Source organism: Burkholderiales bacterium, assembly GCA_015075645.1.
Taxonomy (GTDB): Bacteria; Pseudomonadota; Gammaproteobacteria; order Burkholderiales; family Casimicrobiaceae; genus VBCG01.
In genome coordinates this window covers 330,349-355,977 of the sequence record JABTUF010000003.1, presented here as the reverse complement: position 1 = coordinate 355,977, position 25,629 = coordinate 330,349, and the positions used below count along the sequence as shown (strand labels likewise).

The 25,629-nt window shown below is 71.3% G+C and carries 27 protein-coding genes; 11 read left to right on the top strand and 16 right to left on the bottom strand.

The features are described 5' to 3' along the window. Positions 1–12: 12 nt before the first annotated feature. Complete coding sequence (gene clpS / locus HS109_08650) at positions 13–321, bottom strand: ATP-dependent Clp protease adapter ClpS (protein MBE7522442.1); 309 nt, start codon at positions 319–321, stop codon at positions 13–15. A gap of 257 nt (positions 322–578) precedes the next feature. Here clpS and HS109_08645 point away from each other — a divergent pair, with 257 nt between their 5' ends. Next, on the top strand, positions 579–782 hold the full coding sequence (locus HS109_08645) for a cold-shock protein (protein ID MBE7522441.1): 204 nt from the start codon (positions 579–581) through the stop codon (positions 780–782). Positions 783–997: 215 nt separating this feature from the next. On the opposite strand, the gene icd is transcribed toward HS109_08645, so the two are convergent. Further along, a complete protein-coding gene (gene icd, locus HS109_08640; GenBank protein MBE7522440.1) occupies positions 998–2,251 on the bottom strand; it encodes an NADP-dependent isocitrate dehydrogenase in 1,254 nt (417 codons plus the stop codon). A gap of 89 nt (positions 2,252–2,340) precedes the next feature. Between icd and HS109_08635 the strand changes: the two genes are divergently transcribed. The 6 genes from HS109_08635 (at position 2,341) to HS109_08610 (ending at position 7,525) form a co-directional block, all read left to right on the top strand. After that, the gene (locus tag HS109_08635; GenBank protein MBE7522439.1) at positions 2,341–3,063 is read left to right on the top strand and encodes a pseudouridine synthase; all 723 of its coding nucleotides are present in this window, start codon (positions 2,341–2,343) and stop codon (positions 3,061–3,063) included. After that, entirely contained in the window at positions 3,060–4,436 is a 1,377-nt protein-coding gene (gene pcnB, locus HS109_08630) for a polynucleotide adenylyltransferase PcnB (GenBank protein MBE7522438.1), read from the top strand. Before HS109_08635 ends, pcnB begins: the two co-directional genes overlap by 4 nt. Further along, complete coding sequence (folK, locus tag HS109_08625) at positions 4,433–4,939, top strand: 2-amino-4-hydroxy-6-hydroxymethyldihydropteridine diphosphokinase (protein MBE7522437.1); 507 nt, start codon at positions 4,433–4,435, stop codon at positions 4,937–4,939. The genes pcnB and folK overlap by 4 nt, the downstream gene beginning before the upstream one ends. Before the next feature lie 7 nt (positions 4,940–4,946). Then, positions 4,947–5,591 carry a deoxynucleoside kinase gene (locus HS109_08620; GenBank protein MBE7522436.1) on the top strand — a complete coding sequence of 215 codons (645 nt, stop codon included), beginning with the start codon at positions 4,947–4,949 and terminating at the stop codon, positions 5,589–5,591. Next, the gene (locus HS109_08615; GenBank protein MBE7522435.1) at positions 5,588–6,445 is read left to right on the top strand and encodes a pantoate--beta-alanine ligase; all 858 of its coding nucleotides are present in this window, start codon (positions 5,588–5,590) and stop codon (positions 6,443–6,445) included. Before HS109_08620 ends, HS109_08615 begins: the two co-directional genes overlap by 4 nt. Before the next feature lie 114 nt (positions 6,446–6,559). Continuing rightward, on the top strand, positions 6,560–7,525 hold the full coding sequence (locus tag HS109_08610) for a tripartite tricarboxylate transporter substrate binding protein (protein MBE7522434.1): 966 nt from the start codon (positions 6,560–6,562) through the stop codon (positions 7,523–7,525). Between the two features lie 31 nt (positions 7,526–7,556). Here the strand turns inward: HS109_08610 and HS109_08605 are convergent, their stop codons facing one another. From HS109_08605 to HS109_08560, 10 genes are read right to left on the bottom strand one after another with little or no spacing between them, the layout of a single operon-like run. After that, positions 7,557–8,432: an EamA family transporter gene (locus HS109_08605; GenBank protein MBE7522433.1), complete on the bottom strand. Its 876-nt coding sequence runs from the start codon at positions 8,430–8,432 to the stop codon at positions 7,557–7,559. Then, a complete protein-coding gene (locus tag HS109_08600; protein ID MBE7522432.1) occupies positions 8,429–8,572 on the bottom strand; it encodes a hypothetical protein in 144 nt (47 codons plus the stop codon). The genes HS109_08605 and HS109_08600 overlap by 4 nt, the downstream gene beginning before the upstream one ends. Beyond that, entirely contained in the window at positions 8,569–9,735 is a 1,167-nt protein-coding gene (locus HS109_08595; protein ID MBE7522431.1) for an ABC transporter permease, read from the bottom strand. Before HS109_08595 ends, HS109_08600 begins: the two co-directional genes overlap by 4 nt. Positions 9,736–9,739: 4 nt before the next feature. After that, a complete protein-coding gene (locus HS109_08590) occupies positions 9,740–10,897 on the bottom strand; it encodes an ABC transporter permease (GenBank protein ID MBE7522430.1) in 1,158 nt (385 codons plus the stop codon). Positions 10,898–10,915: 18 nt separating this feature from the next. After that, positions 10,916–11,629, bottom strand: a complete 714-nt coding sequence (locus tag HS109_08585) for an ABC transporter ATP-binding protein (GenBank protein ID MBE7522429.1) — start codon at positions 11,627–11,629, stop codon at positions 10,916–10,918. Positions 11,630–11,638: 9 nt separating this feature from the next. Continuing rightward, positions 11,639–12,850, bottom strand: a complete 1,212-nt coding sequence (locus HS109_08580; protein ID MBE7522428.1) for an efflux RND transporter periplasmic adaptor subunit — start codon at positions 12,848–12,850, stop codon at positions 11,639–11,641. A gap of 42 nt (positions 12,851–12,892) precedes the next feature. Further along, entirely contained in the window at positions 12,893–14,290 is a 1,398-nt protein-coding gene (locus HS109_08575) for a 4Fe-4S binding protein (protein ID MBE7522427.1), read from the bottom strand. Next, a complete protein-coding gene (locus HS109_08570; GenBank protein MBE7522426.1) occupies positions 14,287–15,126 on the bottom strand; it encodes an FTR1 family protein in 840 nt (279 codons plus the stop codon). Before HS109_08570 ends, HS109_08575 begins: the two co-directional genes overlap by 4 nt. Before the next feature lie 13 nt (positions 15,127–15,139). After that, positions 15,140–15,481 (bottom strand): cupredoxin domain-containing protein, encoded by a 342-nt coding sequence (locus tag HS109_08565; GenBank protein ID MBE7522425.1) that lies wholly within the window; start codon positions 15,479–15,481, stop codon positions 15,140–15,142. Between the two features lie 5 nt (positions 15,482–15,486). After that, entirely contained in the window at positions 15,487–16,122 is a 636-nt protein-coding gene (locus tag HS109_08560) for an iron transporter (protein MBE7522424.1), read from the bottom strand. Between the two features lie 112 nt (positions 16,123–16,234). On the opposite strand from HS109_08560, the gene HS109_08555 reads away from it, so the two are divergent. Together HS109_08555 and bfr are read left to right on the top strand one after the other, a co-directional pair. After that, the gene (locus HS109_08555; protein MBE7522423.1) at positions 16,235–16,432 is read left to right on the top strand and encodes a (2Fe-2S)-binding protein; all 198 of its coding nucleotides are present in this window, start codon (positions 16,235–16,237) and stop codon (positions 16,430–16,432) included. A gap of 69 nt (positions 16,433–16,501) precedes the next feature. Continuing rightward, complete coding sequence (gene bfr / locus HS109_08550; GenBank protein MBE7522422.1) at positions 16,502–16,996, top strand: bacterioferritin; 495 nt, start codon at positions 16,502–16,504, stop codon at positions 16,994–16,996. A 72-nt stretch (positions 16,997–17,068) separates the two neighbouring features. On the opposite strand, the gene HS109_08545 is transcribed toward bfr, so the two are convergent. From HS109_08545 to HS109_08535, 3 genes are read right to left on the bottom strand one after another with little or no spacing between them, the layout of a single operon-like run. Continuing rightward, the gene (locus HS109_08545; protein ID MBE7522421.1) at positions 17,069–17,980 is read right to left on the bottom strand and encodes a DMT family transporter; all 912 of its coding nucleotides are present in this window, start codon (positions 17,978–17,980) and stop codon (positions 17,069–17,071) included. Further along, positions 17,977–18,876: an alpha/beta hydrolase gene (locus HS109_08540; protein MBE7522420.1), complete on the bottom strand. Its 900-nt coding sequence runs from the start codon at positions 18,874–18,876 to the stop codon at positions 17,977–17,979. Before HS109_08540 ends, HS109_08545 begins: the two co-directional genes overlap by 4 nt. Before the next feature lie 19 nt (positions 18,877–18,895). After that, positions 18,896–19,213: a hypothetical protein gene (locus HS109_08535; protein ID MBE7522419.1), complete on the bottom strand. Its 318-nt coding sequence runs from the start codon at positions 19,211–19,213 to the stop codon at positions 18,896–18,898. Between the two features lie 145 nt (positions 19,214–19,358). On the opposite strand from HS109_08535, the gene dnaE reads away from it, so the two are divergent. Beyond that, positions 19,359–22,790, top strand: coding sequence for a DNA polymerase III subunit alpha (dnaE, locus tag HS109_08530; GenBank protein MBE7522418.1), 3,432 nt, complete (start codon positions 19,359–19,361; stop codon positions 22,788–22,790). 73 nt (positions 22,791–22,863) lie between these two features. Next, positions 22,864–24,051, top strand: a complete 1,188-nt coding sequence (locus HS109_08525; protein ID MBE7522417.1) for an MFS transporter — start codon at positions 22,864–22,866, stop codon at positions 24,049–24,051. On the opposite strand, the gene HS109_08520 is transcribed toward HS109_08525, so the two are convergent. Beyond that, positions 24,016–25,584 carry an AMP-binding protein gene (locus HS109_08520; protein MBE7522416.1) on the bottom strand — a complete coding sequence of 523 codons (1,569 nt, stop codon included), beginning with the start codon at positions 25,582–25,584 and terminating at the stop codon, positions 24,016–24,018. The two genes, HS109_08525 and HS109_08520, sit on opposite strands and share 36 nt — an antisense overlap. Positions 25,585–25,629 lie beyond the last annotated feature (45 nt).

Sequence of the window (25,629 nt, the reverse complement as noted above, 5' to 3'; positions counted from 1 at the left end):
TGTCCGTAACGTTCAAGTCTCTTCCATCGTGCACTGGAGCGGGTGCTGGTGCTTCCGGGCGAGGCCGATCACCTGGTCGACCTTCGCGGCGGCGATCTCCCGCGTGAACGTGCCGCACACGCCCATGCCTTCGCGATGCACCTGCAGCATCACCCGGGTCGCCTTCTCCCGGCCCATGGCGAATACAGTCTGAAGGACGACGACCACAAAGTCCATCGGGGTGTAGTCGTCGTTCAGGAGCAGGACCTTGTACAGCGGCGGCGGCTTGGTCTTGACCTTCTCGGCCTCGAGCAGGCCGCCGTGTCGCTCCTGGGTGGCCATCGCCGTGGGATCCGCAGGGGAATTGGGGACTATGTTTGATGATTGCAACAGTTTTTTCAAGGGGAAGCCCCGTCGGCCGGGAGGTTCTTGACGTCACAGGCCGCGGGCGCGTAAAAACATCGCGTTTGGCTCCGGGCAGGCCTGTGCCCGAGAGCGGTCGTCGCCCCGGTCCGCCGGTCTTCCGCCGTGCGTCCGACGAACGGCGCCCGCGCCCGCCGACCAAGCACCCGTTCCAATCTTCGAGAGGTACAAGCAATATGCCTACCGGCACCGTGAAGTGGTTCAACGACGCCAAGGGGTTCGGATTCATCACGCCGGACGGCGGCGGCGAGGACCTGTTCGCCCATTTCTCCGCGATCAACATGCAGGGCTTCAAATCCCTCAAGGAAGGCCAGAAGGTGAGCTTCGAGGTCACCCAGGGCCCGAAGGGAAAGCAGGCCTCGAACATCCAGACGACCTGAACCTTTCCGGCCCCTCGGGGCCGGAGGCGTTCGACGAAGGCCCGCCCTGCGGGCCTTCGCTTTTTCCGGCGTCCGCCACGGCGGACCTGGCGCGCGCGGCGGGCGGGGGAGTTGCACCGGAACGGCGCGGCGGTCGCGCGCGCGTATCGCGGAACGTCCGAGGGGCGCCGCAGCGCCCCCCCCCCAAGGCAAGTCCCCACCGCCGTCGCGGGAACCTACATGCGCTCGATCATCGCCTGGCCGAATCCCGAGCACGACACCTGCTTCGCCCCCTCCATCAGACGGGCGAAATCGTAGGTCACGACCTTGTCGCCGATGGTCTTCTCGAGCGAGTCGATGATCACCTTCGCCGCCTCGCGCCAGCCCATGTGGACCAGCATCATCTCGGCCGACAGGATCTCGGAGCCGGGATTCACGTAGTCCTTGCCGGCGTACTTCGGCGCCGTGCCGTGCGTCGCCTCGAAGTTGGCGACGACGTCGGAGAGGTTCGCGCCCGGCGCGATGCCGATGCCGCCGACTTCCGCGGCCAGCGCGTCGCTGATGTAGTCGCCGTTGAGGTTGAGCGTCGCGATCACGTCGTACTCGGCGGGCCGCAGCAGGATCTGCTGCAGCATCGCGTCGGTGATCACGTCCTTGATCACGATGTCCTTGCCCGACTTCGGGCTCCTGAACGACATCCACGGTCCGCCGTCGAGCGGCTTCGCGCCGAACTCGCGCGCGGCGAGCGCGTAGCCCCAGTCGCGGAACGCGCCCTCGGTGAACTTCTGGATGTTGCCCTTGTGCACGAGCGTGACCGAGCGGCGGTCGTTGTCGATCGCGTACTGGATCGCGCGCCGGATCAGGCGGTCCGAGCCTTCGCGCGACACCGGCTTGATGCCGATGCCCGAGGTCGCCGGGAAGCGGATCTTCTTGACCCCCATCTCCTTCACGAGGAAGTCGATGACCTTCTTCGCCTGCGGGGTCTCCGCGGCCCACTCGATGCCCGCGTAGATGTCTTCCGAGTTCTCGCGGAAGATCACCATGTCGACCTTCTCGGGCTCCTTGACCGGCGAGGGCACGCCGCGGAACCAGCGCACCGGGCGCAGGCAGACGTAGAGGTCGAGTTCCTGGCGCAGCGCGACGTTGAGCGAGCGGATGCCGCCGCCGACCGGCGTGGTGAGCGGCCCCTTGATCGAGACGACGTAGTCCTTGACGATCGCGAGCGTCTCGTCGGGCAGCCACACGTCGGGACCGTAGACGCGGGTGGCCTTCTCGCCCGCGTAGATCTCCATCCAGTGGATCTTGCGCTTGCCGCCGTAGGCCTTCGCGACCGCGGCATCGACCACCTTGATCATCACCGGCGTGATGTCGACACCGGTGCCATCGCCCTCGATGTAGGGGATGATCGGGTGGTCGGGGACGTTGAGCGTGAAGTCCTTGTTGACGGTGATCTTCTGGCCGCCGGCGGGGACCTTGACGTGCTGGTACATGCTGGAGACTCTCCGTGGAAGGGATCGGCGCGCCGTGCGGCCGGACGTCCGGCGAAGGCACGCCGCCGCATGGGGCGGCAAAGCCCGTCATTATCCGCCATTTCGCCCCCCATGCCCATCGCGCCGTGACTCCCGCCCGCCCGACCCGGCACGCTCCCGGGGCACGCGCCGCGCGCTCCACCGTCGTGCTGCTCAACAAGCCGTTCGGCGTGCTCTGCCAGTTCCGTTCGCCCGCCGGCCGGCCGTCGCTCGCGGACTTCATCGACCGCCGGGACGTCTATCCCGCGGGCCGGCTCGACGCCGACAGCGAAGGGCTCGTGGTCCTCACCGCCGACGGCGCGCTGCAGGCGCGCATCGCGCATCCGCGCCACAAGCTCGCGAAGACCTACTGGGCGCAGGTGGAAGGCATCGCGGGCGATGCCGCGCTCGCCGCGCTCGCGAACGGCGTGACGCTCGCGGACGGTCCGACCGCGCCTGCACGCGCGCGACGCATCGGGGCGCCGGCGTCGCTGTGGACGCGCGAGCCCCCGATCCGGTACCGCGCGGCGATCCCGACCTCGTGGCTCGAGATCACGCTCACGGAAGGACGCAACCGCCAGGTGCGTCGGATGACCGCGGCGGTCGGCCTGCCCACGCTGCGGCTCGTGCGTGTCGCCGTCGGGCCGTGGACGCTGGGCGCCCTGCGTCCGGGCGAGTCGCGCGAGGAGACCGCCGACGCGCGCGTGCTATCATCCGCCGCCGTTTCGTTGCCCCGGTCCCCGGCGCCGCGGCCGCACGCGCGCCCCCCGTCCCGCCGTTCACGCCCAGGATGATCCGCCGCCTGATCGCACGCTTCTGGCCGGGCCGCGCGTCGGGCGAGCCGACGATCCACCGCGCCGACGCGCACCCGGTCCGGCGCGACCAGGTGAGCTACGCCGCGCGCACCGTGACCCGGCGATTGCAGGACGCGGGCTTCAAGGCGTTCGTCGTCGGCGGTGCGGTGCGCGACCTGATGCTGGGCCTCGCGCCCAAGGACTTCGACGTCGCGACCGACGCGACGCCCGAGCAGGTGAAGCCGCTGTTCCGGCGCGCGTTCATCATCGGCCGGCGCTTCCGCCTCGTGCACGTGCACGTCGGCAACGAGGTCATCGAGGTGTCGACCTTCCGGGCGCCGCAGAAGGCCGAGGACGCGACCGACGAGCACGGGCGCCTCATCTCGGACAACGTGTACGGGACGCAGGGCGAGGACGCCGTCCGCCGCGACTTCACGATCAACGCGTTGTACTTCGACCCGGCGACCGAGGAGGTCTGGGACTACGTGGGCGGCGTCGCGGACGTGCGTTCGCGGCGCCTGCGACTCATCGGCCCGCCGGTCACGCGTTTCCGCGAGGATCCGGTCCGCATGCTGCGCGCGGTGCGCCTCGCGACCAAGGTCGGCGTCACCGTCGACAAGCGCACCGCGGCGCCGATCCCGAAGCTCGCGCCGCTGGTCTCGAACGTGCCGCCCGCCCGGCTGTTCGACGAGATGCAGAAGCTCCTGCTCTCCGGGCACGCGGCGAAGACGCTCGAGGCGCTGCGTGCGCACGGCCTCGCGCACGGGCTCCTGCCGCTGCTCGACGTGATCCTCGAGCAGCCGCTCGGCCAGAAGTTCATCGACGTGGCGCTCGCGCACACCGACCGCCGCGTGCGCGAGGACCTGGGCGTGTCGCCCGCGTTCCTGTTCGCGACGCTCCTGTGGCACGAGGTCATCGTCCACTGGAACGCGGCGAAGAAGTCCGGCGCCAAGCCGCTGCCCTCGCTCCTCGAGGCGATGGACCGCGTGCTCGAGCAGCAGGCGCAGCGCATCGCGATCCCGCGGCGCTTCGAGGCGACGATCAAGGAGATCTGGTCGCTGCAGCCGCGCTTCGAGCAGCGCGCCGGCGCGCGGCCGGCGAAGCTCCTCGAGCACCCGCGCTTCCGTGCCGCCTACGACTTCCTCGCGATCCGCGCCGAAGCGGGCGAAGTCGACCCCGCGCTGGTCGACTGGTGGACACGCTTCCAGGACGCGTCGCACGGCGAGCGCGAGGCGATGCTGAAGCCCGACGAGGCGCCGAAGCGCAAGCGCCGCCGCTCGCGTGGCCGCGGCCGCCGCGCCGGCGGAGATGGCGGCACGGACCCGGCCGCCGCGCAAGGCGACGCGCCGGCGGGCGATGCCGAACCGGCATGAGCGTCGCGCACGTCGGCCTCGGCAGCAACCTGGAGCATCCGCGCCGCCAGCTCGCACGCGCGGTCCGCGCGCTCGGACGCCTGCCGCTGACGCGCGTCGTCGCGGTGTCGCCCGCCTACCTCTCCGCGCCGGTGGGCACGAACGGCGCGCAGCCCGACTACGTCAACGCGGTCGCGCAGCTCGACACGCGGCTCGCGCCGCGCGCGCTGCTCGCGCGGCTGTTCGCGATCGAACGGAGGCACGGCCGCCGGCGCGTCGCCGGCGCTCCGGCGCGCGCGCCGCGCACGCTCGACCTCGACCTGCTGCTCTTCGGGCGCAGGCGGCTCGCCGCGCCGGGAATCGTGATCCCGCATCCGCGGATGCACGAACGGGCCTTCGTGCTGAGACCGCTCACCGACGTCGCGCCGGCGGCGCGGATCCCCGGCAGGGGTCTCGCGCGCGCGGCGTTGCCGCGGGTGCGGGGGCAGCGGATCGAGCGCACGCGATCGCACGGCGGCGCCTGAGACGGTCGTGGACCTCGCGAAGCTCCGCTACGTCGTCGTCGAGGGCCCGATCGGAGCGGGCAAGACCTCGCTCGCCCGCGAGCTCGCGCACGCCATGCACGCGGACCCGCTGCTCGAGCAGCCCGAGGACAACCCGTTCCTCGCGCGCTTCTACGAGGACCGCGCGCGCTTTGCGCTGCCGACGCAGCTCACCTTCCTGTTCCAGCGCGTCGACCAGTTGCGCTCGCTCGCGCAGCTCGACCTCTTCCGCCGCCCGACGGTGGCCGACTTCCTGTTCGACAAGGACCCGCTGTTCGCGCGGCTCAACCTGACCGACGACGAGTACGCGCTCTACGAGAAGATCTACCGGCACCTCGCGCCGCAGGTGGCGGTGCCCGAACTCGTGATCTACCTGCAGGCGCCGGTGCAGGTGCTGGCGGAACGGGTGCAGCGGCGCGGCGCCGACTACGAACGTACGCTCGAGGGCGCGTACCTCGCGCGCGTCGCCGACACCTATACGCGCTTCTTCTACGGCTACGAGGGGGCGCCGCTCCTGATCGTCAACAGCGAGCGCCTCAACTTCGTCGACAATCCGCAGCACTTCGCGCTCCTGCTCGAACGGGTCGCCGCGATGCGCGGCAGGCGCGAGTTCTTCAACCTGGGGGGCGCATGAAAATCGTCTCGACCGCCGCGGAGCTCGCGCAGGCGACCGCGCGCTTCAAGCGCGTCGCGTTCGTGCCCACGATGGGCAACCTGCACGAAGGACATCTCTCGCTGGTGCGCGTCGCGAGGCAGCACGGCGACGGCGTGGTCGCGAGCATCTTCGTCAACCGGCTGCAGTTCGGGCCGAACGAGGACTTCGACCGCTACCCGCGCACGATGGAGCCCGACCGCGCGGGCCTCGAACGCGAGGGCGTCGACATCCTGTTCGCGCCGACCGAGCAGGAGATGTACCCGGTGCCGCAGCTCTACCGCGTGCAGCCGCCGCCGCTCGGCGACGAACTCGAAGGCGCGTTCCGCCCGGGATTCTTCGACGGCGTGTGCACCGTGGTCCTGAAGCTCTTCAACCTCGTCCGCCCGCAGGTCGCGGTGTTCGGCAAGAAGGACCGCCAGCAGCTCAAGATCGTGCGCGGCATGGTCCAGCAGTTCAACCTGGGCATCGAGATCGTCGCGGGCGAGACGGTGCGCGCGGCCGACGGCCTCGCGCTCTCGTCGCGCAACGGTTATCTCACGCCGTTCGAGCGCGCCGAAGCCCCGCGCCTCCACCGCGTGCTGCGCGACATCGCCGACGCCATCGCGGCCGGTCGCCGCGACTACGCGAACCTCGAGGCCAGCGGGCGCGCCGAACTCGCGCAGCACGGCTGGAAGCCCGACTACGTCGTCGTGCGCCACGGCCTGGGGCTGCGCATCCTGCACCCGGAAGCCTTCGACCACCCCAACCTGCTGATCGTGCTGGGCGCCGCCAGGCTCGGAGCCACGCGGCTGATCGACAACGTCGACGTGGTGCCCGGCCAGGCGAAGGACTGATCGCTCCGGCGGAACCGGCCGCCGGCTCCCGGTTCCGTCTGGCCCGGGGCCGTGCCGCCGCCGTCCAGTCGTGTCAACATTCGCCCTCGTCCTCCCGGGAAGTCCCCTCCACCCATGACCCTCCTGCGCCGACTCGCCGCCGTCCTTCTGTCGCTCGCCGCGCTGTCCGCCTTCGCGCAGGGGGCCTACCCGACGAAGCCGATCCGGCTCGTCGTGCCGTTCACGCCGGGCGCGGGCACCGACACCGTCGCGCGCTTCGTCGCGCACAAGCTCTCCGATCGCCTGGGGCAGCAGGTCGTGGTCGAGAACCGGACCGGCGCGGGCGGCGCGATCGGCGCCGCGGAAGTCGCGAAGTCGGAAGCCGACGGCTACACGCTCCTGTTCGTCGCCTCCCCGTTCACGACCGTGGCCGCATCGTCGAAGAATCCGGGCTACGACCCGATCGCGCAGTTCGTGCCGGTCGCGCCGATCGCGTCGGGCCCGCTCGCGTTCGTCGTCGCGCCGTCGGTGCCGGCCTCGACGATGCGCGAGTTCATCGAACTCGCGCGACGCGAACCCGGCCGGCTCAACTACGGCTCGGCCGGCGCCGGGAGCGTCAACCACCTCGCGCTCGAACTCTTCATGGCGCGCACCGGCACGACGCTCGTCCACGTGCCCTACCGCGGCATCGCCGACGCGACGAAGGACCTCCTCGGCGGCACGCTGCAGGCGATGACCGCGTCGATTCCGGCGACGCTGCCGCTCGCCGCCGAGAAGCGCGTGCGCGTGCTCGCGGTGACCGGCCACAAGCGCATCCCGCAGATGCCCGACGTGCCGTCGTGGCAGGAGCAGGGGGTCGAGAACGCCGAGGTGATCAACTACTGGGGCATCGTCGCGCCCGCCGGCACGCCTCGCGAGCCGATCGCGAGGATCGCCGCCGAGGTGCAGCGCGTGCTCGCGCAGCCCGACGTCCGCGAGCGCCTCGAACGCGAGGGCGCCGAACTCATCCCCGGCGAGCCGGCGGCGCTCGGCGCGCTGATCGCGAAGGACCTCGCGAACTGGAAGAAGCTCGTCGCGGATGCCCGGCTGACGTTCCAGTGATCGGTGTCGCCGCGCGTCGCCCGCGGGCGGCTCATTTGCGGCCGGAGCGCAGCGCCATGACGTTCCCCGCGATGGCGAGCGCCACGCCGGCGAACGCCGTGGGCGTCCAGCGGTAACCCTCGAAGATCGTCGAGAGCGCCATCGCGATCACCGGCGTCGACACGCCGACGTAGGCCGCGGGCTGCGCGCCCACCTGCCGGATGAGCAGCAGGTACGCCGTGAACGCCGCGACGCTCCCGAACACCGTCAGGTAGAGGAGCGACAGCACGTAGGGCATCCGCGCGTCGAAGGTCCATTCGACGCCCTGGACGAGCGCGACCACCGCCGCGCTCGCGGCGCCCCAGGTCATGCCCCACGCGGTCGCGGGCAGCAGCGGCAGGCCCCATGCGTGGTTGCGCACCGCCGCGAGATTGCCGCCGGTCGCGATCGCGGTGCCGGCGAGCGCCCAGAGCATGCCCGCGGCCGCCGAACCGCCGCCGCCCGCCGAGCGCAGCTCCGGCAGGAACATGAGCGCGACGCCCGCGACGCCGAGGGTCGCGGCGACGAACATCCGCGCGGTGAGCGCTGCGCCGAAGAAAACCCGCATGCCGAGCGGGCTCATGAACACCATCGTCGAGAAGATGACCGCGACGAACCCGGACGACACGTGCTGCTCGGCGTAGTAGACCGCGACGTAGTTGAAGCCGAACATCATCGCGCCCCAGAACGCGAGCCAGGCGTGGACGCGCGGCGCGAAGGCGATCGACCGTCCGGTCGCGACGCACCACGCTCCGAGCAGCACGGCGGCGAGTGCGAAGCGGTAGACGACCGACACCTCGGGCGGCACGACGCCCAGCTGGAAGGTGATCGCGAGCCAGGTCGAGCCCCAGATCATCGTGCTGATCGCGAACAGCGCGGTCGAGCTCATGGCGCCGGGGCGTCCGTGGCGGGCAGGCCGCGCGCGGGGGTGCGCGCGAACGCGCGCAAGCGGTCGACCTCGTCGTCGTGAAGACCCCGTCCGCCGACGAGCCGCGCGAGGTGGCGCAGCGTCGCGAGGTCGAGCGTCACGCCGCCCTCAGCGCGTCGACGATTCGCAGGCGCGCCGCGCGGGCGGCGGGGAGGAAGCCGCCGACGAACCCCATCGCCAGCGCGAAGGCGAGCGACGCCGCGACGATGGAGGGCGTCAGCGCGAACGAGAACGCGACTTCGGCGAAGGTCTGGAAGTTCATCGTCGAGATCGAGAACGCCTGCATCACCGACGCGCCCGCGAGCCCGACGAGGCCGCCGGCGAGCCCGAGCAGCAGCGACTCGACCAGGAACGCGACGAGGATCGCGCCGCGCGAGAACCCGAGCGCGCGCAGCGTGCCGATCTCGCCGGTGCGCGAGGCGACCGACGCGTACATCGTGATCATCGCCCCGATGATCGCGCCGAGCGAGAAGATCACCGAGATCGACGTGCCGAGGTAGGTGATGAACTTCGCGAGCGCCTCGGACTGGTCGGCGTAGAAGCGGGTCTCGCGCTTCGCCTCCAGCGTGAGCCGCGGATCGGCGGCGATCGCGTCGCGCACCGCGTCGAAGCGCGAACCGTCGGCGAGCCTGAAGATCACCGACGAATAGCCCAGCCGGCGGAACGCCTGCAGCATCTGCTCGGCGTCGCCCCAGATCTCCGAGTCGAAGCCGGTGCCCCCCGCGTCGAACACGCCGACGACGGTCCAGTCGCGCGAGGCGAAGCGCACCGACTCGTCGAGGCCGGCGCCGCGAAAGCCGTCCGCGATCGCGCGACCCGCGACGACCTCCGCGGTGCCCGGCCGCGGCAGCCGCCCCGCGACGATGCGCGCCTGCGGCCGCAGCGCGAACCCCTCGGGTGTCACGCCCCGGATCACCACGTTCGACGGCTTGCCCGACGCGCGCTTCGGCAGGCTGATCAGCACGACCGGCTCCTTCGAGACCAGCCGCCGGCTGTCCGCGCCGGTCGCGATCCCCGGCAGCGATTCGACGATCGCCGCCTGCGTGCGGTCGATGCCGCTCTGGATCTCGGTCTGCGATCCGCGCCGGATCACGACGACGTTGTCGTCGCTGCCGGTCGCGACCAGCGTGCGTTCGAGCCCGGCCGCCAGCATCAGCACCGTCGCGAACACGTAGACGACGAGCGCCATGCCGCCGGCCGTGAGCGCGGTCGTGAGCCGGCGCGCGGCGAGGTTGCGCACGACGTAGGAGAACGGGACGGTCATCGCGTCAGGCCACCGCGCGCAGGCCGTCCACGATGCGGATGCGCCCGGCGCGCCAGGCCGGAACTGCCGCGGCGACGAGCCCCACCACCAACGCCGCGGCGACCTGCAGCGTCATCGTCCGGTCGGAGACGAAGAACACCGGGAACAGCGTGCCCATCGCGTCGGCGAAGGCCCCCGCGAGCGGCCAGGTGAGCGTGACGCCCGCGAGCCCGGCGATGAGCGCGAGGCCGAGCGACTCGGCGACGACGAGTCCCGCCACGAACGTGCCGGAGAAGCCCAGCGCCTTCAGCGTCGCGTACTCGCCGTAGCGTTCGCGCGCGGTCATCGCCATCGTGTTCGCCATCACCGCCATGATGATCAGGATCACGACGTAGGACACCGCCTGGATCGCGACGAGGATCGCCTCGGTCATCGAGACGAACGAGAGCTGGAACGCCTTCTCGGTCTCGGTCATCGTCTCGGCGAGCGAGTTCGCGAACTGGGCGTCGATCGCCTGCGAGATCTCCGCCGCGCGGTCCGGATCGCGGATCTTCACGACGAAGAGCCCCGCCTGGTTGCCAAACCGCGGCGCGGTCTTGCGGACGCTCTCGTTCAGGTAGTCCCAGTGGAAGAAGAACGTGGACTCGTCGACCGTGCGGTCGGCGCCGTCGTAGATGCCGCGCAGGTGGAAGCTCCAGGTGCCGGGGAAGATCGTGCCGCGGATCGGGATCGTGTCGCCGATCTTCCAGCCGTACTGGGCGGCGAGCTTGCGCCCGGCGATCGCGCCCTGGCGGTCGGTGAGGAACGCCTTGCGCTCGGCGTCCGGCAGCACGAGTTCCGGGTACATCGCGAGGTACTCGGGCGCCTGGATCGCGAACTGCGGGAAGAAGTTGCGCTCGGTGACGTACACGCCGCCGAACCAGTTGACGGCGGCGACCGATTCGACGCCGCCGACCTGCCGGAGCTTCGCCGCGTAGGTGAGCGGCAGCGGGAACACGAGCGACACCGAGCTTCGCGTGACGAGCCGCGCCGAACTCGACGCGTTCGCGCCCGCGTACCACGCGTCGACGACCGTCCGCAGCAGCCCGAACGACGCGATCGCGATCACGATGCCGAGCGCGGTCAGGAGCGTCCGCAGCTTGTGCCGCAGCAGGTTGCGCAGGACGAGGAGCGGAACGAACACGATGCGCGGCGCGGGCGGTCAGTCCGCCAGCACGCCCTTCTCGAGGTGGACGATGCGGTGCGCGCGCTCGGCCGCCTTCGGGTCGTGCGTCACCATGAGGATCGTCTTGCCGAGTTCGCGGTTCAGCCGGTCGAGCAGGTCGAGGATCTCGCCCGCGGTCGTGCGGTCGAGGTCGCCCGTCGGCTCGTCGGCGACGATCAGCGTCGGGTCGGTGATGAGCGCGCGCGCGATCGCGACCCGTTGCTGCTGCCCGCCGGAGAGTTCGCTCGGCGTGTGGTCGGCGCGGTCGGTGAGGCCGACCAGCGCGAGCGCCACCTCGACGCGCTCCCGGCGCTCGCTGCGGGAGAGCGAGGTGAGGAGGAGCGGCAGTTCGACGTTGGCGGCCGCCGTGAGCACCGGCATCAGGTTGTAGAACTGGAAGATGAAGCCGACGTGCGCGGCGCGCCAGGCGGCGAGTTCGCCCTCCGAGAGCGTCGCGATGTCCACGCCCGCGACCCGGATCTCGCCCGACGACGGCTTGTCGATGCCCGCGACGAGGTTCAGCAGCGTCGACTTGCCCGATCCGGACGGCCCCATCAGCGCCACGAAGTCGCCCTCCTCGACGTCGAGCGCGATGTCCACGAGCACCGGGATCACCTGGTCGCCGCGGACGTAGTATTTCGCCAGGTCGCGGATCGACACCAGCGGCGCGACGGCCGCGCTGGCCCGGGACGGTGCCGGCGGGTCCGCCACTTCCTCGCCTCACTTCGTCGCGACGCGCAGGTGCGCGCCGGAGGCGAGATCCGCCGGCGGCTTCTGCACCACCCGTTCGCCCGCCTCGACCGCGCCGGTGATCGCGCGGAGGTCGCCGAGCTTCATGCCGGTCGTGACCGGCACCGCTTCCGCAATCCCGTCGCGCACGGCGAACACGACGCTCCCGCCGTCGCGCTCGACGATCGCGTCTCCCGCCACCGCGGTCAGCGGCTTCTGCTCGTCGGGGGTCACCGGCCGCGACAGGAACGACACCTTGGCACTCATTTCGGGCAGTACGCGCGGGTCGATCCGGTCGAAGCGGACCTTGGTCATCACCGTCGCTTTCGCGCGGTCGACGGTCGGCACCATGCGGCTGATCGTGCCGGTGAAGCGGGCATCGGGGAGCGCGTCGAGCAGGATCTCCGCCGGCTGCCCGACGCGCACCTTCGCGAGGCTCGATTCCGAGACGTCGGCCTCGACTTCGAGCGTCGACATGTCGGCCATCGTCACGACCGCACCCTTGGAGTCCGCGGCGCTCGAGAACGGCGTCACCATGTCACCGACGTTCGCGCTCTTCGACAGGATGACGCCGTCGAACGGCGCGCGGATCAGCGTGTAGTCGACCGCGACGTGCGCGTTGCGCGCGGCGGCCTCGGCGGCCGCGAGTGAGGCCCGCGCGCTGCCGACGCCCGCGACTGCACGGTCGGCGCGCGCCTTCGAGGTGTCGAGCGCCGACTTCGACACGAATCCCTTCGCGACCAGGTCGACGTTGCGGCGGTACTGAGCGAGCGCGTCGCGCTCCTCGGCCTCCGCCTCCGCGACGGCGGCGCGTGCAGCCTCGGCCTGCGCCGCCGCGGCCTGCGCCTGCGCGACGACGTCGCGGTTGTCGAGCCGCGCGATGACCTCGCCCGCCTTCACTTGCGAACCTTCGGCGACCCCGAGCCACTCGAGGCGTCCCGTCGCCTTCGACGCGATCGACGCCTTGCGCTGCGCGACGACATAGCCGGTCGCGTTGAGCACGACGAACTGCTGCGAGGGGAACGCCGTCACGACGGCCACGGCCTGCACGTCGAAGACCTTCGGCCGCCATGCGAGCCAGGCGCCGCCGGCGACGATCGCGACCGCGAGCAACGCGAGGACGACCCAGCGCCGGGCGCGCCTGCGTCGGATCGGCGCGAGACTGCGGTCGATCCGGAGTTTCGAGAGGTCGGGCGAAGTCACGGGGCGGTCATTGTACCGTCCCCATTCCGCGCTTCCCCGGCATCAACTCCAGTGGAAGAACAGCAGCGCCCACGCGGCGACGACGACGCCGACCGCAGAGGCGAATGCGGCCATCGCGCGCCAGCGCGCGCCAGGGTCCGGCGCGTCGGCGAGCTGCAGCCACGCGAGCTTCAGGCTCCACGCCGCGCCCGCGGCGAGCACGAGCGCGCGGAGCGCAGGCACGGCGCCGAGCGGGAGTCCCTCGGCTTTCGCGAGCGTGAAGGTCAGGCTCGAGAGCCCGAGAAACACGCCGAGCCCCGCGAGCGGCACCAGCGCGTAGGCGAGCCGCACGGCGCGCGCGGTGCGCGGACGCGGGAATGCGCCGGCCGCGGCGACGAGGCAGCCCCAGACGAGCGAGGCGAGCACGGCCGCGGTCGTCGCGATGTAGCCGACGATCAGCATGCCGTCGAGCCAGGTGAACACGTCGTTCGCTTCCGGGTAGTGCGTGAGCAGCCACCAGGGCGCCTGGTCCGAGAGGAGCCACGCGGGACCGTGATCGACGACGAACGCCGCGGCGGCGAGCTTCGCCTGCACGAACCACGGGCTCGCCGACCAATGGAACGCGCCGACGGCGATGCCGGCGAGCCCGACGACGATGAGCGCGGCGTCCCAGCCCGATGCGCGATCCTGCGCGAGCGTGGCGACCTCGCGGTTGGGCGGACGGAACGAGAGCGCGATCGCGTCGAGGTGTCCGCTGCAGCGGCCGCACATCTGGCACTCGGACGGCCCCTCCATGCGCTTGATCCGCACGAGCGGCGCGCAGTTCACCGGATGTACGGCGACGCGGCCCGAGTTCCGCGCCCACGCGTCGCGGTCGACGCGGAAGTGTACCGGCGCGACGCGCGCGAGCACCGAGAACACACCGTTCACCGGGCACAGGTGGCGGCACCACACGCGCTTCTCGCGGCCGTAGACGAGTCCGACCGCGATCGCCGCGACGGTCGACCCGCCGAGGACGATGAGCGCCGCAGGCGCGTACTGATAGACGCTCACGAGTTGGCCGAACACCGTCGTCAGCGCGAACGCGGTGAACGGCCAGCCGCCCCAGCGCATCCAGCGCGGGATCGCGCGCTGGAGCCCGACGCGGCTCGCCGCCTCGGTCAGCGTGCCCTCCGGGCACAGCACGCCGCACCAGGTCCGGCCGGCGACGAGCATCGACAGGAGGACGAACGGCCACCACAGGCCCCAGAACGCCCACTGCGCGAACACCGTGAGGTTGTCGAGCGCGTGCGCGTCGCCGTCGGGCAGCGGCAGGAGCGCCGGTACGACGAGCAGGATCAGGTACGCCGCGACGACGAGCCACTGGACGATGCGCACCGCGCCCGCGTGATCGCGCAGCCAGTCGCCGTAGCCGGCGAGCCACATCGATGCCCGCGAACGGGCGGCGAGCGCCGTCGTCATCGCGCGGCCGCGGGCGCCGGCCCTTTCGAGGGCGCCGCCGCCGGAGCGCGCAGCAGCAGCGCCATCGCGACCCAGTAGGCCGCGAGGGCGAGGAGCGGCAGCAGCGCGGGCTGCGAACGGTAGCCGGTGAACGCGGCGACGAAGCCCCCGAAGCGCGTCGAGTCGTCGAGGAGCGCGGTCGTGTTCCAGACCTGGTCGACGATCGGCGGCAGCAGGTCCAGCGCGATCAGCTTCTCGAGACCCGAGACCAGGAGCGCGCCCGCGAGCAGCAGCAGCATGATCTCGCTCGCGCGGAAGAAGGCGCGCCAAGAAAAGAGCTTCCCGCCCTGCTGCAGCAGCCAGAACGTGAGCCAGGCGAGCGCGAACCCGCCGGCGAGCACCGCCGCGAACTCGGCGGCGCTCATCTGCGCGAGGCCGACGCCGTAGAGGAACACGACGGTCTCCGAGGTCTCGCGCGCGATCGCCAGCGCGACCACGACGAGCATCCCCCACCAGTTCGCGCGCTCGGCCTGTTCGCCGAGCCGTGATTCGAGGTCGCGCTTCATCGTGCGGCCGTGGCGGCGCATCCAGAACACCATCTGCACGATGAGCGCCGCGGCGACGAGCATCGTGGCGACGCCGAAGATCTCGAGCGCCTCGCCGGAGAGGAAGTGCGCGATGCCCAGCATCGCGAGCGCGAGGGCGATCGCGAGAGCGAGCCCGGCCGCGACACCGCCCCACAGGTAGCGCATGCCGGTGCGCGCGTCGGGCTGGCGAGCGAGCCAGGCGTAGACGATGCCGACCACGAGGAGCGCCTCGGCCGATTCCCGCCACACGATGAAGAGCGCGTTGCCCATCGCGGCGCGCCGCCTACTTCGCGACGATCGTCCCCTTCGAGGTGTCCGGATGGAACTCGTCGAAGAACGGGTAGCTGCCGGGCTTCAACGGGTTGATCACGACCGAGGAGCGCGCGCCGGGACCGAGCACCTTCTCCTGCTTGAGCGGCAGGCTCTCGAACTCGATCGGCGTGGCTCCCTCGTTCGCGATTTCGATCTTGATCCGCCTGCCCGCGGGCACCTCGAGGTTGGGCGGCGTGAAGCGTCCGTCCTTCGCGACGAGCCGGAAGAGCACCGGCTCGTCCGCGGCGAGCGGAGAGGACATCGGCAGCAGGAGGAACGCGGCGAATGCGACGCGGTGCAGGACGGACGGCATGGCGCTCAGTAGCCGCCCTTCTTGCCGACGCCCGCGTAGACGAATTCGTAGTCGAGCGTGAACGGCTTGAACCACGGCCCGACGCCGGTCTCCTTGTCGGTGTGGCGGCCGAAATGCACGTGCGGATCGGAGCCGGGCGGCGACACCGTGACGCGCAGCGTGTAGCGGCCCGGACCGGCGAGCTTCACGTTGTCGCCGTAGTGCGGACCGTCGCTCGCGACCATCGGCATCATCGGTCCCTTGATGACCTCGCTCGAGCCCTGCTTGCGCAGTTCGTAGCTGACCGAGAGGAACGGGATCCAGGTGCCGTCGGCGAATCCGTTGGGGTTCTTGTCGGTCGCCTTGATGTCGGCTTCGAGATGGATGTCGGAGGCCTTGGCGTCGCGCATCATGCCCGGCGGCTCCATCGCGATCGGCTGCAGGTAGACCGCGGCCACCTCCATGCCGTCGCGGATCTGCGGCTTGCCGATCGGGTACTCCAAGGCTGCCGCGGGGCCGCTCGCGAGCGCGAGGACGACCAGCGCGGCAGCCGCCGCACCGAGCGGCCCAGCGCCGAACCGGCTCCCGTCGGCGGGGCCTGCGTGTCGGGTCGTTCGCGTAACACTTTGTTGTTCCAAGGTATTTCTCCTGCGCTCGGACATCGAGCTTCCACTATAGGCCGGCGATCGCCCCATGTAAATAGGAATGATTTGCGTTTTCGCAATGATTGATCTAGGATAAGCGCGTCCGAGCCGCCACCCCGCCTGCGACCCCATGTACGTGTGCGTCTGCCATGCGATCACCGACCGCGAGATCCGCGCGGCGGCGGACCTCGGCACGCGCACCTTCGAGGACCTGCAGGCGACGCTCGGCGTCGCGACCTGCTGCCGCCGCTGCACCGACTGCGCGCGCGGCGTGTTCGCGAGCGCGCTCTGCGCGCAGCCCGCGTGCGCGGCGGGCGGCGACGACTGAGAATCGTTCCTGCGGCGCGGGCCGCGCTCCGCTATCATGGCCTCGGCCCCACACCATCGGGAGCGAGGCATGAAGGGCGACAAGCAAGTCATCAAGCATCTGAACGCGGTGCTCACCAACGAGCTGACCGCGATCAACCAGTATTTCCTGCACGCGAAGATGTTCCGCCACTGGGGCTTCGCGCGTCTCGCCGAACTCGAGCACCACGAGTCGATCGACGAGATGAAGCACGCCGATCGGCTGATCGAGCGGATCCTCTTCCTCGAGGGACTGCCCAACCTGCAGGACATCCACAAGGTCCGCGTCGGCGAAGACGTGAAGGAGGCGCTCGCGTGCGACCTCGCGCTCGAGCACGACGCCTGTCCGGAGCTCAAGGCGGCGATCGCGCACTGCGAGAGCGTCAAGGACTACGTGTCGCGCGAACTGTTCGAGTCGATCCTCGAGAGCGAGGAGGAGCACATCGACTTCCTCGAGACGCAGCTCGAGCTGATCGGCAAGCTCGGCATGCCGAACTACCTGCAATCGGCGATCGCCGAACTCGAGTCCGGGTCCGGAGCGAGCTGAACACGCGGCAGAGGACGACAATCCCACACGCGGCGCCTCGCTTCTGACGGCGCCGCGCCAGCGCAATCTCGCCTATCCGCCCTCGGCCGGTGAGGTCGGCGCGCCCCCGTCGCGCCGAACCGCGAGGACGGCGAGGATCGCGAGCCCCGCGCCGATCAGCGCGATGCCCGTCCACTCGTTCGCCGTCAGCGCTTCGCCGAACACCGCCATCGACGAGACGAGCGCGATCGGCGGGATGGCGAAGATGTTGAGCGAGGCGGTGCCGGCCGGCAGGTGCCGCAGCACCTCGATCCACAGCAGGAAACCCAGCGCCGTCGAGACCGCGCCGACGTAACCCAGCAGCGCGACCTGCTCGAGGCTCCAGCGCGTCGCCGGGAGGTCCATCAGGTACGCGAGCGCGGTCAGCGGCAGCACGCCGACGAGCATCTGCCACGCGAGGAAGTTGACCGGATCGGACGGCGCGCGCTCCTGGAAGTGCTTGATCGCGACGCTGCCTGCGGCCCACCCGAATCCCGACAGCGTCGCCCAGAGCCTCGGCGCGAGGTCGCCGCGCCAGTCCCAGGGCGCGACGACGAGCACGAGCCCGACGAAGGCGAACGCGACGGCGAGCCACTGGATGCCGCGCACGCGCTCGCCCAGCACCATGCGCGCGATCACCAGCGTCCAGAACGGCATCGTGAACACCAGCACCGACGTGCGTCCCGCGCCGCCGCCGGCGAGCGCGACCGTCGTCGCGCCGAAGTTGATCGTCGTCTGGAAGAACCCGGTCACGACGATCGCGGTCCACGTCGCCTTCGGCGCGATCGGTCCGCCCTGCGCGGCGATCACGGCGAACAGCACGACGACGGCGAGCCAGATGCGTTCGACGGTGAAGACCACCGGGTCCGCGTCGCGCAGCGCGAGCTTCATCATGATCCAGTTGACACCCCACACCGCCACCAGCACCGCGAGTGCGACGTAGGCGCCGCGTCGCGTCGCGATCACGATGGCGCGTCCAGGAACCGTTCGACCGCTTCGGCCACGGCTTCCGGCTGGTCGTGATGGAGCATGTGCCCGGCCTCGGGGACGACCACGAGGCGCGCGTCGCGGATCTCGCTCATCCGCCGGCGCACCGCGTCGAGCCCGTCGCCCGGCACCTCGCCATCGGGACGAGGCTCGAGCCAGCGCACGATACGCGACTCGGCTCCGGCCACCCACAGCACCGGCGCTGCAATCCTCCGCCAGATCGCGACCATCTCGCCGTAGCGATACACCGTCGGGAACGGCAGTTTGTGGCGCGGGTCGGACGTGAGCTCCGCGCCACCCTCTGGCAGCACCCTCGCCCACCAGCGGGCGAGGAACTCCGCGCGCTCGCGCGAGAGCCGCGGGTTGTTCTTCTGCAGCCGGTCGGCCACCGCGCCGAGGTCCGCGTAGGGCGCGAAGCGCGGCGGGTCGCGCAACGCGTCGAGCCAGGCTTCGAACTTCCGCGGCGCATCGTCGTCGGATCCGGCGGGGATACCGAAGCCGTCGAGCGAGATCGCCCGCCGCACCCGCGCCGGGCGCACGCCTGCGTAGGTCATCGTGACGTTGCCGCCGAGGCTGTGCCCGGCGATGTCCACCGGTTCGCCCGGAGCGTACTCGTCGACGAGCGCGTCGAGGTCGGCGACGTAGTCGGCGAACCAGTAGCCCTGCGGCTGCCAGTCGCTGCCGCCGTAGCCGCGCAGGTCGGGCGCGATCACGTGACGCTCGCGCGCGAAGGCGTCGACGAGGAACTGGAACGACGCGCCCACGTCCATCCAGCCGTGCAGCGCGAAGAGCTTCGGCGCACCGCTCTCGCCCCACTCGAGCACGCGATGCCCAAGGCCGCGCAGCGACACGCGGCGCGTGCGCGCGGTCTTCAACCCTGCCCCGGCGATCGCATCAGCGCTTCTTGCAGAGGCTCGCGCCGTCCAGCCAGCCGGTCCGATAGTTCGCGTCCTGCCCGTAGCGCTGCGCGTCGCGCCGCTGCGGTCCGGTCGCGCTCGCGCAGCCGTCCGCGTAACCCTGTCGATAGGGCAGCGGGAATCCGGACAGGTTGACCGGCGGCGGCGGCGGCTCCGCGGTGCGCGGCAGAGGAGGTGCGCTCGGCACCGCGGGGGGCGTCGGCGCTCGCGGCTCCGGCGCGGGTGCGGTCGTGGCGCAGCCCGCGACGAGGAGCACGAGCGGAAGTCCGGCGACGAGGCGCGGCAGGGTGAACATTCGGGTGATTGTCCGAACCGTCGCCCGCCACGGTGGTGGCACGGCGCGGTAAAATTCGAGTGTACCGAATCGGGCGAAGGGCCGGTAGTTCGCGCCGCGCGCCGTCGCCCCGCCGCGGCCCGCGCCGGATCGGTACACTTCGACCATGTCCGTCCCCACGTTCGTCCACCTCCGGATGCACGGCGAGTACTCGATCGCCGACGGGACGGTGCGCATCGACGATGCGGTGCGCGCCGCGGCGGACGACCACATGCCGGCGTTGGCGCAGACCGACCTCGCGAACCTGTTCGGCCTGGTCAAGTTCTACACCGCGGCCCGCGACGCCGGCGTGAAGCCGATCGCCGGCTGCGACGCCTGGATCACCCATGCGGCCGAGCGCGACGCCCCGCACCGTGCGCTGCTGCTCGCCGCCGACCGCGCCGGCTATCTGAGGCTGTGCGAATGGCTCACGCGCGCGCATCTGGGGAACCGCCACCGCGGACGCGCCGAGATCGACCCGGCGTGGTTCGACGAAGGCACCGAGGGCCTCATCGTCCTCGCAGGAGCGCGCGAGAGCGACGTCGGCGCGGCGCTGCTGCAGGGAAACACCGCGGCGGCGAAGGCCGCCGCGCAGGCGTGGGCGCGGCGCTTCCCGGATCGCGCCTGCCTCGAAGTGCAACGCGCGGGACACCCCGACGACGATGCGCTGGTCGACGCCGTCGTCCGGCTCGCGGCCACCGCCGCCCTGCCGGTCGTCGCGACCCACCCGGTGCAGTTCCTGCGGGCGGAGGACTTCCGCGCGCACGAGGCGCGCGTGTGCATCGCCGAGGGGCACGTGCTGTCCGACCCGCGGCGGCCGCGCGCCTTCACGCCGCAACAATACTTCCTCACGCAACGCGAGATGGCGGAGAAGTTCGCCGATCTGCCCGAAGCGCTCGCCAACAGCGTCGCGATCGCGCAGCGCTGCAACCTGACGATCCCGCTCGGCAAGCCGCACCTGCCCGCGTTCCCGACGCCGCCGGGCGTCACGCTCGACGAACACCTGGAGCGCGAGGCCGCGGCCGGGCTCGAACGCCGCCTCGCGCAGCTCTATCCCGACGAGGCCGCGCGCATGAAGGCGCGCGACGCGTACGTCGAGCGGCTCTCGTTCGAGACGAAGACCATCGTGCAGATGGGCTTCGCCGGCTACTTCCTGATCGTCGCGGACTTCATCAACTGGGCGAAGACCCACGACGTGCCGGTCGGACCGGGGCGCGGGTCGGGCGCCGGCTCGCTCGTCGCCTACAGCCTCGGCATCACCGACCTCGATCCGCTCCGCTACCAGCTGCTGTTCGAGCGATTCCTCAACCCCGAGCGCGTGTCGATGCCGGACTTCGACATCGACTTCTGCCAGGACGGCCGCGACCGCGTGATCGACTACGTGCGCGCGAAGTACGGCGCCGCGTCGGTGTCGCAGATCGCGACCTTCGGCACGATGGCCGCCAAGGCCGCGGTGCGCGACGTCGGCCGCGTGCTCGACCTCCCGTACCTGTTCTGCGACGGCCTCGCGAAGCTGATCCCGTTCCAGCCGGGCAAGCTCATCACGCTGAAGCAGGCGCGCGAGATGGAGCCGCTCCTCGCGGAGCGAGAGTCCAACGAGGAGGAGGTGCGCGAACTCCTCGCGCTCGCCGAATCGCTCGAGGGTCTCACGCGCAACGTCGGCATGCACGCGGGCGGCGTGCTGATCGCCCCGGGGCAGCTCACCGACTTCTGCCCGCTCTATGCGCCGTCGGGCGCCGAGGCCGCGGTATCGCAGTTCGACAAGGACGACGTCGAGGCGATCGGTCTCGTCAAGTTCGACTTCCTCGGGCTCACGACGCTCACGATCCTCGCGCGCACGCTCGAGTACGTGCGCAAGCTCGACCCGTCCTCGACGCTCGCGCTCGACGACATTCCGCTCGACGATCCGGCCACCTACAAGCTGTTCCAGCAGGCGCAGACCTCGGCGGTGTTCCAGTTCGAATCGCGCGGGATGCGCGACCTCCTCAAGCAGGCGAAGCCGGACCGCCTCGACGACCTGATCGCGCTGAACGCGCTCTACCGCCCGGGGCCGATGGACCTGATCCCCGATTACGTCGAGCGCAAGAACGGTCGCGCGCGCGCCGACTACGTGGACCGCCGCCTCGAGCCTATCCTCGGGTCGACCTACGGCGTCATGGTCTACCAGGAACAGGTGATGCAGATCGCGCAGGTGATCGGCGGCTACACGCTGGGCGGCGCCGACCTCCTGCGCCGCGCGATGGGCAAGAAGAAGCCCGAGGAGATGGCGAAGCACCGCGACGTGTTCGTCGCGGGCGCCGAGAAGAACGGCCTCGCGCGCGCGAAGGCGGTGCAACTCTTCGACCTGATGGAGAAGTTCGCGGGCTACGGCTTCAACAAGTCGCACTCCGCGGCCTACGCGCTCGTCGCCTACCAGACCGCGTGGCTCAAGGTGCACCACCCGGCGGCGTTCATGGCGGCGAACCTCTCGCTCGTGATGGACGACACCGACAAGGTGCGCGCGCTCCGCGACGACGCGCTCGCGATGGGGCTCGAGGTGCTGCCGCCCGACGTCAACGCGTCGCTCTGGCGCTTCGAACCGGTCGACGCGAAGCGCATCCGCTATGGATTGGGCGGCATCAAGGGCACCGGCGAGCAGGCTGTCGCCTCGATCGTCGCGGCGCGCGAGGCGGGCGGCGCCTTCCGCGGCCTCGCGGACCTCGCCGCACGGGTCGACAAGCGCCTCGTCAACCGTCGCGTGCTCGAAGCGCTCGTCAAGGCCGGCGCGTTCGACGCGATCGACGCGAGGCGCGCGACGCTCTTCGCGTCGGTCGCCAACGCCATGCAGGAGGCCGAGCGTGCGCAGGCGCAGGCCGCGCAGTCGTCGCTCTTCGGCGGCGAGGTCGCCGCCCCCGCGCCGGTGCTGGTGGAGACGCGCGAGTGGAGCGACGCCGAGCGGTTGCAGCACGAGAAGACGGCGCTCGGCTTCTACCTGTCCGGGCACCCGTACGCCGCCTACGCCGCCGAACTCGCGCCGCTGGTGCGCACCGCGCTGCCGGACGTCGCGCCGCGTGCCGAGCGCTACCTGATCGCCGGCGTCGTCACGGCGCAGCGCACCCAGTCGGGGCGCAAGGGCAAGATCGCGTTCGTCACGCTCGACGACGGCAAGGGCTCGCAGGAGGTCGTCGTCTTCAACGAAGCCTACGAGCAGGCGCGCGCGCTCCTGCGCGAGGACGCGCTCGTCGTCATCGAGGTCAAGGTCACGCAGCGCATGGCCGAGGACGGCGAGGTCACCGGTCTCCGCATCCTCGCCGAGCAGGTGTTCGACCTCCCCGCGGTACGCAAGCGCTGGGGCCGGAAGCTCAGGCTCTCGTGCAACGGGAACGCGACCGTCGAGCGCCTCGAGTCCATCCTCGCGCCGTTCAAGGCCGGCGGATTGCCGGTCCTCGTGCACTACGCGGGCAACGCGTCGGAGGGCGACCTCGATCTCCCCGACGACTGGCGCGTGACGCCCGACGAGGCGCTCATCGCCCGGCTGGCCGACTGGCTCGCGCCGCAGAACGTGACGGTCCAGTATTGATCGCGCGCGACGCGGGGCCGGCGCGCCGCCGGCGACGCTCGATCCGCCGTTCCCGCGCGTCGCGCCCTGAAGCATGCTGAGCACGCTACGCACGCGCTATGCCGCGCTCGCCGCGACCCCGGGCGCGGCTGCCTTCCTCGCGCTCTCGCTGCCGATGCGCCTGCCGATCGGCACCGTGGGCCTCGGCATGCTGCTGCACCTGCGCGAGCTGACCGGCTCGATCGCCTACGCGGGCAGCATCGTCGGCGCCCAGTTCGTGGCGATGGCGGCGACGGCGCCGTTGCTCGGCCGGCTCATCGACCGTCGCGGCCCGCGCGGCGTGCTCGTCGCCTGCGGCATCGTGAGCCCGCTCGCGCTCGTGGCGGTGCTCGCCGCCGGGCCGCTCGGCCTCTCGAAGTCCGCGATCCTCGTGTGCGCGATCGCAGCCGGCGCGTTCACGCCGCCGCTCACCGTGCTGATCCGCACGCTGTGGCGGATGCGCCTCGACGATCCCGTGCTGCGCCAGACCGCGTTCGCGATCGACGCGGTGGCGCTCGAACTCGCCTACACGATCGGTCCCGCGCTGATCGCGATCGCCGTGGCCGCGGGCACGCCCGGCGGTCCGCTCGCGCTCGCGGTGGCATGCGCCGCCGCGGCGGTGCCGATCATGTTCTCGTCGGGCGGCCTCGAGTGGTGGCGGTCGAGCCGGCCGGCCGAACGGCACCTGCTCGGCCCGCTGCGCGACCGCAGGCTCCTCATGCTCTATGCGGCGACGTTCGTGTTCACCGTGGCGTTCGGCACGATCGAAGTCGCCTATCCCGCGTTCGGGCGGGCTGCCGGAGCCGACGCGTGGGGCCCGGCATTGCTCGCGATCTGCTCGATCGGCAGCGCGGTCGGCGGTGCGGTCTACGGCGGGTTGCACCTGCGCGTGCCGCTCGCGCGCCAGGTGCCCGTCGCGATGGCGTTGTTCGCCGTCGGCCTCGTCGTGCACGTCCCGATCACCGACCCGTGGCTGCTCGCCGTCGTGGCGGCGGTCGCGGGCGTCCTGATCGCGCCCGCGATGACGATGGTGTCGCTCCTCGTGGCCGAGTTCGCGCCGCCCGAATACGCCACCGAGGCCTTCACGTGGTCGACGACGGCGATCGTGATCGGCATCGGCACCGGCATGGCGGTCGCGGGCACGCTCGCCGAACGGTTCGGCACATCGAGCACCTTCGCATTGGCCGCGGCGACGGCCGCGGCGGCGTCAGTCCTGGCGATCGGATTGCGCCGCGGGCGCTGACCCCAGCGATTCGCGCAACGCCGACTTCAGCACCTTGCCGGCGGCGTTCTTCGGCAATTCAGGGACGATCGCGTAGGCGCGCGGCCGCTTGAACCGCGCGATCTCGGCGAGGCAATGCGCGTCGAGCGCGGCCTCGAACCGCCCCCGCTCACCCGCACCGGCGAGCGCGGACCGCGGCACGACGCACGCCAGGACTTCCTCGCCCCACTCGGGATGCCGCCGCCCGATGACCGCGACCTCCGCCACGTCGGGATGGCGCAGCAGCACTTCCTCGACCTCGCGCGGATAGATGTTCGAGCCGCCGCTGATGATGAGATCCTTGCTGCGGTCCTTGAGCGTGAGGAACCCCTGCGCGTCGAGGACCCCGACGTCGCCGGTGTGGAGCCAGCCTCCGGCGAGCGTGCGCGCGCTCGCTTCGGGGTTCTGCCAATAGCCGCGCATCACCGTCGCGCCGCGCACCAGCACCTCGCCCGGCTCGTCCCCGGGAGCATCGACGACGACCTCGATGCCGGTCTGCGCGACGCCCACCGATCCCAATCGCGCGTCGTCGCCGCGGGCGACCGCGTCGGCGATCGCGTGCCGGTCCATCGCCGTGATGGTCATCGGCGACTCGCCCTGTCCGTAGATCTGCGCGAGCCGCGGCCCCAGAGCCGCGAACGCGGCCTTCGCGTCCTCGACGTACATCGGGCCGCCGCCGTAGACGATCGCCTTCAATCGGTCGAGCCGCGCGTCGGCGAGCGAGGGCGAGGCGACGAGGCGCTTCACCATCGTCGGCGCGGCGAAGAGGAGCGAGCGATTCCAGTGCGCTGCCAGGTCGATCACTTCGGCAGGGTCGAATCCGCCCGACTCCGGCACGACGTTGACCGCCGCGCGCGCCACGTGCGGCACCGCGTACAGGCCGGACCCGTGCGACAGCGGCGCCGCGTGGACGATCGCATCGCCCGGCGCGATCGCCTCGACATCCGCGAGGAAGCAGGAGGTCATCGCGACGAGGTTCGCGTGCGTGATCTCCACGCCCTTCGGCCGGCCGGTCGTGCCGCTCGTGTAGAAGAGCCACGCCGGATCGTCCGAGTCGGCCGCCGCGAGCGGCGCGGGCGCATCGTCGGCGAGCGCATCTTGATCGCGCCCGCCGACGACGATCGCGCGTTCGAGCGTTGCGAGCGAGAGTCCGCCCAGCGACGCGTGCCAGTCGGCATCGACGAACGCCCAACGTGCCCCGCAGTCGTCGAGCACCCACGCGAGTTCCCTCGGGTGCAGCTTGGCGTTCACCGGCACCGCCACGAGACCCGCCCACCAGCACGCGAACATCGCTTCGAGCGTCGCGGGATGGTTCTTCGCCACGAGCGCGACTCGGTCGCCGGGCGCGAGCCCCGATGTGCGCATCGCCGCTGCCTGGCGCGCGACGCGCGACGCGAAACTCGCGTAGTCGTGCAGGACGCGACCGCCCTGTGCGATCGCGGGGAGCGCCGGCCAGAGGCTCGCGGACCGTGCGAGGAGCGAGGCGACGTTGCGTTGCGGCGACCGCGCATTCATCGGCGCTGTGCTCGCCCCGTCCGCGCGTGCCGCACCGGCCGGGCT